General features: G+C 56.6%; 13 protein-coding genes. 11 read left to right on the top strand and 2 right to left on the bottom strand.

The annotated features are described in order from the left end of the window. Positions 1 to 32 precede the first annotated feature (32 nt). Together bfr and ACIGEK_RS16650 are read right to left on the bottom strand one after the other, a co-directional pair. Complete coding sequence (gene bfr / locus ACIGEK_RS16655) at positions 33 to 503, bottom strand: bacterioferritin (protein WP_397494398.1); 471 nt, start codon at positions 501 to 503, stop codon at positions 33 to 35. Between the two features lie 267 nt (positions 504 to 770). Next, positions 771 to 989: a bacterioferritin-associated ferredoxin gene (locus ACIGEK_RS16650; protein WP_397494397.1), complete on the bottom strand. Its 219-nt coding sequence runs from the start codon at positions 987 to 989 to the stop codon at positions 771 to 773. 383 nt (positions 990 to 1,372) lie between these two features. Between ACIGEK_RS16650 and flgB the strand changes: the two genes are divergently transcribed. The 11 genes from flgB to ACIGEK_RS16595 all read left to right on the top strand — a co-directional run bounded on the left by flgB (position 1,373) and on the right by ACIGEK_RS16595 (position 12,968). Next, complete coding sequence (flgB, locus tag ACIGEK_RS16645) at positions 1,373 to 1,780, top strand: flagellar basal body rod protein FlgB (protein WP_397494396.1); 408 nt, start codon at positions 1,373 to 1,375, stop codon at positions 1,778 to 1,780. A gap of 15 nt (positions 1,781 to 1,795) precedes the next feature. Beyond that, on the top strand, positions 1,796 to 2,239 hold the full coding sequence (gene flgC / locus ACIGEK_RS16640) for a flagellar basal body rod protein FlgC (protein ID WP_311088761.1): 444 nt from the start codon (positions 1,796 to 1,798) through the stop codon (positions 2,237 to 2,239). 25 nt (positions 2,240 to 2,264) lie between these two features. Next, positions 2,265 to 2,933, top strand: coding sequence for a flagellar hook assembly protein FlgD (gene flgD / locus ACIGEK_RS16635; RefSeq protein ID WP_397494395.1), 669 nt, complete (start codon positions 2,265 to 2,267; stop codon positions 2,931 to 2,933). A gap of 43 nt (positions 2,934 to 2,976) precedes the next feature. Continuing rightward, positions 2,977 to 4,293: a flagellar hook protein FlgE gene (flgE, locus tag ACIGEK_RS16630; protein ID WP_397494394.1), complete on the top strand. Its 1,317-nt coding sequence runs from the start codon at positions 2,977 to 2,979 to the stop codon at positions 4,291 to 4,293. A gap of 205 nt (positions 4,294 to 4,498) precedes the next feature. After that, positions 4,499 to 5,239, top strand: a complete 741-nt coding sequence (locus tag ACIGEK_RS16625; protein ID WP_397494393.1) for a flagellar basal body rod protein FlgF — start codon at positions 4,499 to 4,501, stop codon at positions 5,237 to 5,239. Positions 5,240 to 5,285: 46 nt separating this feature from the next. Then, entirely contained in the window at positions 5,286 to 6,071 is a 786-nt protein-coding gene (gene flgG / locus ACIGEK_RS16620; protein WP_397494392.1) for a flagellar basal-body rod protein FlgG, read from the top strand. A 120-nt stretch (positions 6,072 to 6,191) separates the two neighbouring features. Continuing rightward, positions 6,192 to 6,911 carry a flagellar basal body L-ring protein FlgH gene (gene flgH / locus ACIGEK_RS16615; protein WP_397494391.1) on the top strand — a complete coding sequence of 240 codons (720 nt, stop codon included), beginning with the start codon at positions 6,192 to 6,194 and terminating at the stop codon, positions 6,909 to 6,911. A gap of 11 nt (positions 6,912 to 6,922) precedes the next feature. Further along, positions 6,923 to 8,026: a flagellar basal body P-ring protein FlgI gene (locus ACIGEK_RS16610; RefSeq protein ID WP_397494390.1), complete on the top strand. Its 1,104-nt coding sequence runs from the start codon at positions 6,923 to 6,925 to the stop codon at positions 8,024 to 8,026. 13 nt (positions 8,027 to 8,039) lie between these two features. Then, the gene (flgJ, locus tag ACIGEK_RS16605; RefSeq protein ID WP_397494389.1) at positions 8,040 to 9,212 is read left to right on the top strand and encodes a flagellar assembly peptidoglycan hydrolase FlgJ; all 1,173 of its coding nucleotides are present in this window, start codon (positions 8,040 to 8,042) and stop codon (positions 9,210 to 9,212) included. Between the two features lie 6 nt (positions 9,213 to 9,218). Continuing rightward, positions 9,219 to 11,258: a flagellar hook-associated protein FlgK gene (flgK, locus tag ACIGEK_RS16600; RefSeq protein WP_397494388.1), complete on the top strand. Its 2,040-nt coding sequence runs from the start codon at positions 9,219 to 9,221 to the stop codon at positions 11,256 to 11,258. Between the two features lie 30 nt (positions 11,259 to 11,288). Beyond that, complete coding sequence (locus tag ACIGEK_RS16595; protein ID WP_397494387.1) at positions 11,289 to 12,968, top strand: flagellar hook-associated protein 3; 1,680 nt, start codon at positions 11,289 to 11,291, stop codon at positions 12,966 to 12,968. Positions 12,969 to 13,045: the final 77 nt, after the last annotated feature.

Genomic DNA, 13,045 nt, shown 5'->3' with positions numbered 1-13,045 from the left:
GTTTATTGTTTAGGGCGTCAGCGTTTCGGCGTTTACTCGTCCATTTGCGACTGCAGGTAGTTCTGCAGGCCTACGGCATCGATCAGGCTTAGCTGAGTTTCCAGCCAGTCGATGTGATCTTCCTCGGAACAGAGGATTTCTTCGAGCAGTTCGCGGCTGGCGTAGTCACCGATGCTTTCGCAGTAGGCAATCGCAGCTTTCAGGTCGATGTGCGCCTTGTGTTCGATCTTTAGGTCGCACTCGAGCATTTCCTTGGTGTTTTCACCGATCAGGATCTTGCCGAGATCTTGCAGGTTGGGCAGACCTTCGAGGAAGAGGATGCGCTTGATCAGTTTGTCCGCATGCTTCATCTCGTCGATGGACTCGTGATACTCGTGCTCGCCCAGCTTCTTCAGGCCCCAGTCCTCATACATGCGTGCGTGCAGGAAGTACTGGTTGATTGCGACCAGCTCGTTACCGAGGATCTTGTTCAGATGCTGGATGACCTTCTTGTCGCCTTTCATGTCTGCGCTGCCTTGCAAGGGGAGTTGGCCTCAAATTCTGGGCCGATGATTTTCGACTGTCAAACCTAAGTATTTGAATTTAAAGTTAAAATTAATATGAATACGAATGCTTAAGTTCTGCACTTTGGCGCTAAGGTATTGAATTTAAGCTATAAAAATGGCGTGAAGACATTTTTAACGTTACATAGCGACGGCTCGCAGGACGGCCGCATGGATGGTCGCCCATAAAAAACCGGACGCTAGGTCCGGTTTTTTATATCGCTAAATTTAGGCGGCAACAAAGTTAGCCGGGTAGGCCATTGCGGCCTGACTGCTCTGCACGTCGCTCAATGTTTCGCGTACCACTTGCTTGGCCAGGCAGGCGCACTTGCCGCATTGGCTGGCAACACCGAGGGTGGCGCGCACGTCACGGTAGCTGCAGCAGCCCTCGTAGATGGCTTCGCGGATCTGACCGTCAGTAATACCTTCGCAGAGACACACGTACATGATTAAGGCTCGTGGCAGGGCAGTGGCTAATGCGAAGGATACTAATGTTAATGAGAATGCTTGTCAAAACTGTATATGGTTGATTGCGAATCGTCTGACGGACGGTGGCGGCCAGGGCCTCGCAGCGGGGGGGGAGCCGCTGCCCACCCTGAGCGGTGATGGTCACGCAGCTTTGCGCTGAAATTTGCCGCGTGAGTTGCAATGAGGCAAAACCCGCTTGCCGCTTGCTTGCCCATAGGCGGAAAGAGCTTGCCGCTTTGCCGCTTATGTTGTGGTTTTTATCAATCAAGCTGTTGATAAATAAGTAAAAAATAATATGGCACAGGCATTGCTTATGGTCTTGCACGGAAAGTAGTAACACCAACCGGCAAAGGTTTCTGACCATGAGCATCAGTTTCGATCGGGCACTCGGCATACATGAACAGGCACTGGGCTTTCGCGCTCAGCGTGCCGATGTGTTGGCCAACAACATCGCCAACGCCGACACGCCGCATTACAAGGCGCGTGATTTGCAGTTCGCCACTGTGCTGGCGGAGCAAAGTGCGAAGAGCCAGCGTGGTCCGGTCAGCCTGAATCGTACTGATAGCAAGCATATTTCAGCCGATGGCGTGAGTGCCGGTGAGGCCGACCTGGCGTATCGCACCCCGTTCCATCCTTCGATTGATCAGAACACCGTTGACCTGCAGATCGAGCAGTCCAATTACGCAGAAAACTCGGTGCAGTTCCAGGCCAGCTTTACCTTTCTCAATAGCAAGTTCAAAGGGCTGGTCAACGCCCTGCGCGGCGAATAACAGGAGCCTGATGCCATGTCACTAGCCAGTGTTTTCAACATTGCCGGAACCGGGATGAGCGCCCAGAGCACTCGTCTGAACACCATTGCCAGCAATATCGCCAATGCTGAGACCGTTTCCTCGAGCATCGATCAAACCTACCGCGCGCGCCACCCGGTGTTCGCCACCATGTTCCAGTCAGCCCAGAACGGCGATCGCGGCTCGCTGTTTGCCGAGCAGGATGAGGCAGGTGTGGGCGTGCAGGTGCTGGGTGTGGTTGAGGATCAGAGCAGCCTGATGCCGCGTTACGAACCTAACCATCCAGCAGCCGATGCCGGCGGCTATGTGTATTACCCCAATGTCAATGTGGTGGAGGAAATGGCCGACATGATTTCTGCCAGTCGAGCCTTTCAAACCAACACTGAAATGATGAATACCGCCAAGCAGATGATGCAGCGCGTATTGACCCTCGGTCAGTAAGCCAACGGAAAAGGAGTGCAACCCCATGAGTACTGTTGGCGATGTCAGTGGTTCGGCGCTGGATCAATACCAGATCAAGAACGAGACCAAGACGAATAAGGACCTGGGTAAGAATGAGTTTCTTAACTTGTTGGTGGCCCAGTTGAATAACCAGAACCCGCTGGAGCCGCAAGGGAACGGTGAGTTTATCGCCCAGCTGGCGCAGTTCAGCCAGGTTGAAGGGATCGAGAAGTTGAATACCAGCATGGGTTCGCTGCTCACCGGTTATCAGTCGTCCCAGGCGCTGCAGGCGTCCTCGTTGGTGGGCCGCAAGGTGATCATTCCGAGCGACAAGGCGGTGGTCGATACCAGTGAGAGCTTTAAGGCCAGCCTGGTGCTGCCTGCCAGCAGCAGCAACGTCTACGTCAACATCTATGACAAGGCCGGCTCTGCGGTCAGTCGGATCAACCTGGGAGAGCAGGCGGCCGGCAATGTCAGCTTTATTTGGGATGGAAAAGATGCCGGCGGCAATCTGTTGCCGCCCGGCACTTATAAGTTTGAGGCGCAGGCTACATACGCCGACGGCACCAAGGGGCTTTACACCATGCTGCCGGCCAACGTCGACAGTGTGACCTTGGGCGGCAAAGAGTTGATGTTGAACCTGGCGGGACTCGGCAGCGTGCCAATGTCGCAAGTCCAGGTGATCGGTCAGTAACTAACAGGTTTTAGCCGCCGGCTGTCCGGCAAAGGAGTCTTCCATGGGTTTTAATATCGGTCTTAGCGGCCTACGTGCCGCGACCAGTGACCTTAACGTGACCGGTAACAACATCGCCAACGCCGGTACTGCCGGTTTCAAGCAGTCGCGCGCCGAGTTTGCCGATGTTTATGCGGCGTCTGTGTTGGGCTCTGGTTCGAATCCGCAGGGCAGTGGTGTGCTGCTCGGTGATGTGTCGCAGCTATTTAATCAGGGCAATATCAATTACACGCAGAACGCCCTGGACCTGGCGATCAACGGCAACGGCTTTTTTCAGACCAGCAACAATGGTGAAGTGAGCTACACCCGTGCCGGTTACTTCGGCACCGACCGTGACGGCTTTATGGTGAATAACTTTGGTTATCGCCTGCAGGGCTATGCGGTGGATGCCAGTGGTAATTTACAGAATGGCATCGTTAACGATTTACGTATCGAGACGGCCAGTCAAGAGCCTCGGGCAACTGAGAGTCTTGAGCAGGTATTCAACCTCAACTCGACTAATAGCGTGCCGACTACCGTGCCGTTCAATCCGTCGGATCCCACGACCTATAACTCGTCGACTTCGACCAATATTTACGACACCCAGGGCAACTCCCACGTATTCACCCAGTATTTCCTCAAGACTGGGCCCAATACCTGGCAGATGAATGTGCTAATCGACGGGCGCAACCCGGATGACCCGACGCTGACCACGCCTTCCTCTGTGGATCTACAGTTCACTACTGCCGGGCAGTTGGATATTCCTGCGTTGATCGCCTCAACGCCGACCGGTTTTGCTGTAGATGCCAATGGTGTTATCAACCTGACCACCTGGGTGCCGGCCGCGCCGGATAATGCTATCCCTCCTGTATGGAGTAGTAACGGCGCTACTGCCAGCCCCGCAGGTGTGGCTATTGATGTGCGTCCTTCAACGCAGTTTGCCAGTAACTTTGCGGTTAATCGGGTCAGTCAGGATGGTTACACCACTGGCCAATTGGCGGGGTTGGAAATTGATGACACCGGGGTAATCTTTGCCCGCTACACCAATGGTCAATCCAAGGTTCAGGGGCAAGTGATTCTGGCTAACTTCGCCAACGTCCAGGGCTTGACGCCTGTGGGTAAGACCGCCTGGGTGCAGTCCTTCGAGTCTGGTGAGCCGGTGGTCGGTACGCCGCGCAGCGGTACCCTGGGTGCGCTGCAGTCTGGTGCCCTGGAAGACTCTAACGTCGAGCTGTCGGATCAGTTGGTCAACCTGATCGTGGCGCAGCGCAACTACCAGGCCAACGCCAAGACCATTGAAACCGAAAGTGCGGTAACTCAGACCATTATCAACCTGCGTTGATAAGTGTTGCCTGCGGCAGGCAAGTGCCTGTCGCGGGCGGCAAAAGTACGCCGCGCTGGTATTTAGAAGGCTCCATTTGGAGCCTTTTTGTTTTTTTAAATTCATATTTATCAAATGCTTATTGTTGTTTTTTGAGTACTGGCACAGCCATTGCTTTGTAGCTTGTATAGAGCAGCGGGGCGGCAAGCCCACTCGGAGAATAACCATGGACAAGATGCTGTACGTTTCCATGACTGGGGCCCACCAGAACACACTGGCCCAGCGTGCCCATGCCAACAACCTGGCAAACATCACCACCAATGGTTTCCGTCGCGATTTTGAGCAGGCACGCTCCATGCCGATCTTCGGTGACAGTTATCCGTCGCGGGTCTATGCCATGAGCGAGCGCCCGGGTACTGACTTCACCCCAGGCTCCCTGCAGGAAACCGGTCGCGATCTGGATGTGGCCGTTGGCGGCAAGGGCTGGTTGGCTGTGCAGGCACCTGATGGCAGTGAAGCCTACGTGCGCACCGCCAGTTTGAATGTTGACTCCTTGGGCGTGCTGCGTACCGGCAATGGCTTGCCGGTGATGGGCAACGCCGGGCCGATTGCGGTGCCGCCAGAGCAGAAAATCGAAATTGGCAAGGATGGCACCATCAGTATCCGTGCCTTGGGCGAGGCGCCGAACGTACTGGCCGAGGTGGATCGTTTAAAGCTGGTCAATCCTGATCCCAAGCAGATGGAGAAGGGCACCGATGGATTGATCCGCTTCAAGGGCCAAGGCCCGGTCCTGGCTGATGCCAATATGGAGATCACCTCGGGCTTCCTCGAGTCGAGCAACGTCAACGCCGTGGAAGAGATGACCGCGATCCTCTCGCTGTCCCGCCAATTCGAACTGCAAGTGAAGATGATGCGCACCGCCGAAGACAATTCGGCGGCCATGGCGCGCGTCTTGCAGATGACCTAATTATCAGCACGCGGCGTCGTTAAAACGACGCCCGAGGAGAATCGATATGCTTCCGGCACTGTGGGTCAGTAAGACGGGTCTTACCGCTCAGGATATGAACCTGACCACCATTTCCAACAACTTGGCCAACGTTTCGACCACGGGCTTCAAGCGTGATCGCGCCGAGTTCGAGGACTTGCTGTATCAGATTCGTCGTCAGCCTGGCGGCCAGTCCAGTCAGGACAGTCAATTGCCTTCCGGTTTGCAACTGGGTACCGGTGTGCGGGTGGTGGGTACGCAGAAGATCTTCACTGCCGGTAGCCTGCAAACCACCGAGCAGCCGCTGGATATGGCAATCAATGGCCGTGGTTTCTTCCAGGTGCTGCTGCCCGATGGCACGGTGTCCTATAGCCGCGACGGTAGCTTTCACCTCAACTCCGATGGCCAGGTGGTGACTTCCAACGGTTATGCCTTGGAGCCCGCCATCGTACTGCCCAACGAAGTTCGCACCTTTACCGTGGGCGAAGACGGCACAGTGTCGGTGACTACTGCCGGCAACCCGCAGCCACAGATTGTTGGCAACCTGCAGACCGCCGACTTTATCAACCCGGCGGGTCTGGAAGCGATCGGTAACAATCTGTTTCTGGAGACCGCCTCCAGCGGCGCGCCGCAGGTAGGCACTCCTGGTTTGAACGGCCTGGGCACCACGCTGCAGAACACCCTGGAAAACTCCAACGTGAGCGTGGTCGAGGAGCTGGTGAACATGATCACTACTCAGCGTGCTTACGAAATGAACTCCAAGGTCATTTCCACCGCTGACCAGATGCTCGGCTTTATTTCACAGAATCTTTGATAGGTAGGGCCGGCTAGTCGCGTAGCGTCTGACCAGGCTTTGGATACAGCAAGGAATCGCTTGAACTGGCACTGGTGGCTTACGTTGCACGCCACCCCAGGCACGCATGAGGTAGTAGATATGAACCGGCTGATAATCATTAGTGCACTGCTTGGCCCTCTGGCTTTGAGCGGCTGCATGGCTCCCGCACCTAAGTCGGATGATCCCTATTACGCTCCGGTGATGCCGCGCACCCCGTTGCCAGCAGCGCAGAACAACGGCTCGATTTATCAGGCCGGTTTCGAGAATGGTCTGTTCGGTGACCGCAAGGCATATCGCGTGGGCGACATTATCACCATCACCCTGAATGAGCGCACTCAGGCCAGCAAGAACAACAACAGCAAAATCAGCAAAGACAGCTCTGCCAGCCTTGGCGTGCCTAACCTGTTCGGTATGACTGCGGCCCCGAAAAATCCCCTGGCTGGCCTTAGCGCTCTGGGCTTGACCAATGACACCCTGGGCCTGGATGCCAGCTTCGATGCCACCCGCTCAGCGGATGGCTCTGGTGCTGCCGGGCAGAGCAACAGTCTGACCGGCTCGATTACCGTTTCGGTTGCCGAAGTCATGCCCAACGGCATTTTGCTGGTGCGCGGGGAAAAGTGGATGACTCTGAATACCGGCGATGAACTGGTACGGATTGCTGGCCTGGTGCGCTCTGATGACATCGCCACCGACAACACTGTGTCCTCAACCCGGATTGCCGATGCGCGCATCACCTACTCGGGTACTGGTGCGTTTGCCGATGCCAGTCAACCGGGTTGGATGAGTCGTTTCTTTCTTAGCCCAATGTGGCCGTTCTGAGGATGGCCAACATGACGCTTAGCAAATACCTGATTACCGCTGTCGCCCTGTTGCTGGCCTCTGTTGCCCAGGCCGAACGGCTCAAGGATCTGGCTAGCATCCAGGGCGTACGCAGCAACCAGTTGATCGGCTACGGCCTGGTGGTGGGGCTTAATGGCAGTGGCGACCAGACCACCCAGACGCCGTTTACCGTGCAGACCTTCAACAACATGATGGCGCAGTTCGGCATCAAGGTGCCGCAGGGCGGCAACGTGCAGCTGAAGAACGTTGCAGCCGTGTCGATCCATGCCGACTTGCCGGCATTCGCCAAGCCTGGGCAGACCATCGATATCACCGTGTCCTCCATCGGTAATGCCAAGAGCCTGCGTGGCGGTAGCCTGCTGATGACGCCGCTGAAAGGCATCGACGGTAATGTCTACGCGATCGCCCAGGGCAACCTGGTGGTTGGCGGTTTTGACGCAGAGGGCGGCGACGGTTCGCGTATCACCGTCAACGTACCGTCGGCAGGCCGCATTCCCGGCGGTGCAACGGTTGAGCGGCCAGTGCCAAGCGGTTTCGATCAGGGCAACACGCTTACGCTCAATCTCAATCGTCCGGATTTCACCACGGCGAAGAATATCGTCGACCATATCAACGAGCTGCTTGGCCCTGGCGTAGCGCAGGCCGTCGATGGCGGCTCGATTCGGGTTAGCGCGCCGCTCGATCCAGGTCAGCGGGTGGACTACCTGTCGATTCTGGAAAACCTCGAAGTCGAGATCGGCCAGGCTGTGGCCAAGGTCATCATTAACTCGCGCACCGGCACCATCGTGATTGGTCAGAACGTGCGGGTGCAGCCTGCTGCAGTGACCCACGGCAGCCTGACCGTGACCATCACCGAAGACCCGATTGTCAGCCAGCCGGAAGCACTGTCCGGTGGGCAGACCGCTGTAGTGCCGCGTTCCAAGGTGAATGCCGATGAAGTCGCCAAACCGATGTTCAAATTCGGTCCCGGGACCACGCTGGATGAAATCGTCCGCGCGGTGAATCAGGTAGGCGCTTCGCCTTCCGACCTTATGGCCATCCTGGAGGCGCTGAAGCAAGCCGGCGCTCTGCAGGCTGACCTGATCGTGATTTAAGGGAGCGCACGCTATGGACTCTCGCCTTTCAGCCGGTTTGCTCGGCGGCACCAGCACCGTCGACAGTGGTGCCTATAACGATCTCAACCGCCTTAACCAGTTCAAGGTCGGTGGCGACAGCGAAAAGAACATCAAGAAGGTGGCTCAGGAATTCGAGTCGCTGTTTCTCAATGAAATGCTCAAGGCGATGCGCTCGGCTAACGAAGCGTTCGGTGAAGGTAACTTCATGAACAGCAATGAGAGCAAAACCTACCAGGACATGTACGACCAGCAGCTATCGGTAACGCTGTCCAATCACCAGAACGGTATCGGTCTGGCCGACGTGCTGGTGCGGCAAATGTCGAAGATGAAGCAGGCGGATAGCCGACCTAATCCGTTCGCCCAAGTGAACGAGCCGGTGCCGAATGCACCGAGCAAACCACTGGCCAAGGTCGACAGCGCGCGTGACGATACGTCATTGCTCAATCAGCGGCGTCTGGCCCTGCCGGGCAAGCTTACTGATCGACTGCTGGCCGGTATCGTGCCATCGGCCACTGCCGCCGATGGCCAGCCATTGGCGCAGAACGACTGGATTCCCGCCAAGGCCTTTGCCGCACCTGCAGACACTGCGCTGGGCTTGAACGGTATGGACGCGATCACCGGTCGACGGATTGCCCAGCCGCCATTGGCGCCAGGTAAAGCCGCATTTGGTTCGAAAGATGAGTTTATTACCGCGATGCTGCCGATGGCCGAGAAGGCCGCCGAAAAAATTGGCGTCGATCCACGTTACCTGGTTGCCCAAGCCGCGCTGGAAACCGGTTGGGGTAAATCGATTATTCGTCAGCAGGACGGCACCAGCAGCCATAACCTGTTCGGCATCAAGACTCATAACACCTGGGAAGGCGACTCGGCACGAGTACTGACCACTGAATTCAAGGGTGGCAAAGCGGTCAAGGAGGCAGCCTCGTTCCGCGCCTATGAGTCTTACGCCCACAGCTTTGAAGACTACGTGAGCTTCCTGCAGGGCAATGGCCGTTACGAAAAAGCCCTCGCCACCACCGACAAGCCTGAACAGTTTGCCCGTGAGTTGCAGAAAGCCGGCTACGCAACGGATCCGCAGTACGCCCGCAAGATTGCCCAGATAGCACGGCAGATGCAGACCTATCAAACAGTCGCGGCAGTCAGTACGCCGTCCACTAACGGATGATGAAAGATGGCTGACTTACTTAATATTGGTCTGTCCGGACTGTCGGCGAACAAGACTTCGCTGGCAGTTACTGGCCATAACATCACCAACGTCAATACACCGGGGTTCTCGCGCCAGGAGACGATCCAGGCCACGCGCATTCCGCAGTTTAGTGGTGCCGGCTATATCGGCTCGGGCACCACGCTGGTCGATGTGCGGCGCATCTACAACGAGTTTCTCAATACCCAAGTGCGCAGTAGCACGGCGCTCAACAGTGATACGCAGAGTTACTTGGGGCAGATCAATCAGCTCGACTCATTACTGGCCGGCAGTACTACTGGTGTCAATCCTGGGCTGCAGAAGGTTTTCGCTGCGCTGCAAACCGCTGCCGAAGACCCCGCCAATATTCCTGCACGGCAACTGGCATTGTCCGAAGCTGAGGGCTTGGCCAAGCGCTTCAATACCGTGTACGACCGCTTGTACGAGCAGAACGCCTTTATCAACAAGCAGCTCTCGGCGGTGACCGACCAGGTCAACCAGCTAGCCGGCTCGATTGCCGGTTACAACGATGCCATTGCGATTGCTGCATCCAACGGCCAGCAGCCCAATGATCTGCTCGACGCCCGCGAAGAAGCAGTACGCAAACTGTCGACCTTTATTGGTGTGACAGTGGTGGCGCAGGATGACAACAGCTACAACCTGTTTGTCGGCTCAGGCCAGCCTTTGGTGGTGGGTAGCCAGGCCTCGCGTCTGGAGGTGGTGCCGGGGTTGTCCGACCCGCTGCGCAGTGAGGTACAGTTTGTCAGCGGTAACTCGCGCCAGGGCATTACTTCGCTGATTACCGGTGGCGAGATGGGCGGGCTGATCCGCTACCGCGAAGATGTGCTGGATACTACGTTGAACTCGGTTGGCCGCTTGGCACTGTCGATTACCGATCAGGTCAACCGCCAGCTGGGACAGGGCCTGGACCTCAATGGTCAGTTCGGCAATGGCCTGTTTCGCGAGCTAAATGATCCGCTGCTAATTGGCCAGCGCAGTTTGGCACGTGTCGGTAACAGCGATACTACGGCCAACCTCAATGTGCTGATCGAAGACACCACGCAGCTGACCACCAGCGATTATGAGGTGGAGTTCACCAACGCCACGGATTACACCGTACGACGAGTCAGTGACGGCACCAGCTTTGGCCCATTCGACATTACCGTGGTGCCCGCGGCGGAATTCGACGGCATCTCGCTGAATGTTGCCAGTGGCACCTTTGCCGCCGGGGACCGCTTCCGGGTAATGCCGACGCGCAATGCGGGCGAGTCCATCCGAGCGGACATGAAACGCCCTGAAGAGCTGGCCTTTGCCGCACCGCTGAAATCGCAAACCAGCCCGGCGAATATCGGCACCGGGGTGATCAGTCAGCCAACCCTGCTGACTGAAATCGACATCTATGATCCGGTGGCGCAAGCCGATCTAGAAACCAGTCTGCGCAATGCGCCGCCGCTGCGGATTGTCATGGGCGCTGGCGGTGGGGCGACTCAGGGCTATGACGTCGTCGATGTTAACGGCAACGTGATCGATACTGGGGTGATCGTGCCTGGGCAAAACAACACCCTGACCATCACCGTGCCTGCGACAGCCGGTCCACCTGCGGTGCCGGTACCCTTCGATTATGAGGTGACCATCAGTGGCCGGCCGCAGGGTGGCGATAATTTTTCGGTTTCTTTCAACACCAATGGGGTGTCTGATAACCGCAACGCCTTGAAGCTGATCGATCTGCAAAACCGTACGACTATTGGTATCAACCCATTAGCGCCGGCGACCACTGGTTCAAGCTTCACCGATGCCTATGGCGATCTAGTAGAGCGGGTTGGCACCCTGACCAGTCAGGCGCGGGTCGATGGCGAGGCTACCGGCGCTATTCTCAAGCAGGCCACCGATAACCGTGATTCGATTTCGGCGGTCAATCTGGATGAAGAAGCGGCCAAATTGATTCAGTTCGAGCAGTACTACCAGGCGTCGGCGCAGATCATTCAAGTTGCCCGCAGCCTGTTCGATACACTGATTAACACGTTCTGACGCGCCGTCTAGAACTTCGAGGTTAGTTTTATGGTTATGCGCATCTCTTCGATCCAGGCCTTCAATAACGGTGTCAGTGGCCTTGGGCGCAACTATTCCAACCTGATCCGCACCCAGGAGCAGATCAGCAGTGGTAACCGTATTCTTACCCCGGCTGATGATCCGGTAGCATCGGTGCGTCTGCTACAGCTCGAACAGCAGCAGGCGATACTGGGCCAATACAAGGAAAATCTCACCGCCGCGAAGAACAGCCTGACTCAGGAAGAAACCACCATCACCTCGGTGGTCAACGTATTGCAGCGCATCCGCGAACTGGCGGTGCAGGCTGGTGGTGGCGCCCTGTCAGCTGATGACCGTAAATCGATTGCCAAAGAGTTGAGTGAGCGTGAAGGTGAGTTGCTTAACCTGATGAACAGTCGCAACGCTCGCGGTGAGTACCTGTTCAGTGGTTTTCTCGGTAAAACTGAACCTTTTTTGCGCAACCCAGATGGAACCTATTCCTATCAAGGTGACGAGGGGCAGCGCAGCCTGCAGGTCGCCGGCTCAAGCAATGTGGCGATCAACGATAACGGCAAGCGGTTGTTTGAAGATGTAAGCAATGCCAATCGGATTATCAATGCGCTGGGTGTCAATAACCCCGCCTTACCGACACCGCCGTTACCGGCTACAAACATTCCGGCGCTTCCAGCGGCAGACCAGCGCGTATTTATGTCGCCTGGTCTGGTGCAGGACAATCAGGCGTTCAACAGCAATTTTCGCGCAGGCGAGCCGTATTCGCTGGCGTTTGTCAGCGGCACCGAATTTCGCATCTATGACAACGCCGGTGCTGACGTTACGTCTGAAGTACCGGGTGGTGGTTTGATCGACCCCTTGGTCAGTGGCGGCAATACCATCAACTTTCGTGGCATGCGTTTCCAGTTGGATGTGGTGTTGCAGCCTGGAGACAACGAACTGGATCTGGACAACCTGTTGGCTGATACCGCCACAGCGGGAACCCCGGGCATCAATACCCATAGCTTCACCCTGCAATCGGCGCCGACGGACTTTGCCGTTAACCGCTCATCAACCAACAATTCGGCCGCGATTGTTGCTCCTGCAGGCATTAGCAACCAGGCAACCTTTGACAGCCAGTTTCCAACTTCCGGGGTTGTCCTGCGCTTTACCGACGACACCAACTACGAGGTTTACTCCCAGCCGGTTGGGCCGGGTAGTCCGGTACTCGCCACCGGCACGGTGACGGGGCCTTATCCGGCAACCTTCAGCGTATTTGGTGCCGATTTCACCCTGTCGGCCCCTGCGGCGGTTGCTGGTGGTGACGAGTTCGGCGTACAGCCACAGTTTCAGGAGCAGCGCAGCATTCTCAACACCATCAGCCGGCTGCGACAGTCTCTGGAGTCATCACCGACATCGCCGGCTGGTAACCTCGGTGTGCGTAACGAGGTGGCAATAGCCCTGACCAACCTGGACAGTGGAATGGGCAAGGTGCTGGAAGTGCAGACGGAAATTGGTGCTCGGATGAACCTGATCGAGACCACCGAAGTCGATAACGAAGACGTCACCTTGGTCAACAAGTCGGTACAAGCCGACTTGCGCGAACTGGATTACGCCGAAGCGCTTTCACGGTTGTCGTTTCAGACCATCGTCCTTGAGGCAGCGCAGCAGAGTTATGTGAAGATCGCGGGGCTGAATCTGTTCAATCAGTTGCGCTAACGCTCCTTGAGTGCCGCCGTCCAATCGGTCGTAGTGCCCGAATGGATGAGCGGTTACTGAATTTATTGCTTGATATG

Origin of the sequence: Pseudomonas sp. NPDC079086 (assembly GCF_044542155.1) — a bacterium.
Classification (GTDB): Bacteria; Pseudomonadota; Gammaproteobacteria; order Pseudomonadales; family Pseudomonadaceae; genus Aquipseudomonas.
The sequence above is the reverse complement of the archived record's forward strand: the minus strand, read 5'-3'. Positions and strand labels throughout refer to the sequence as shown.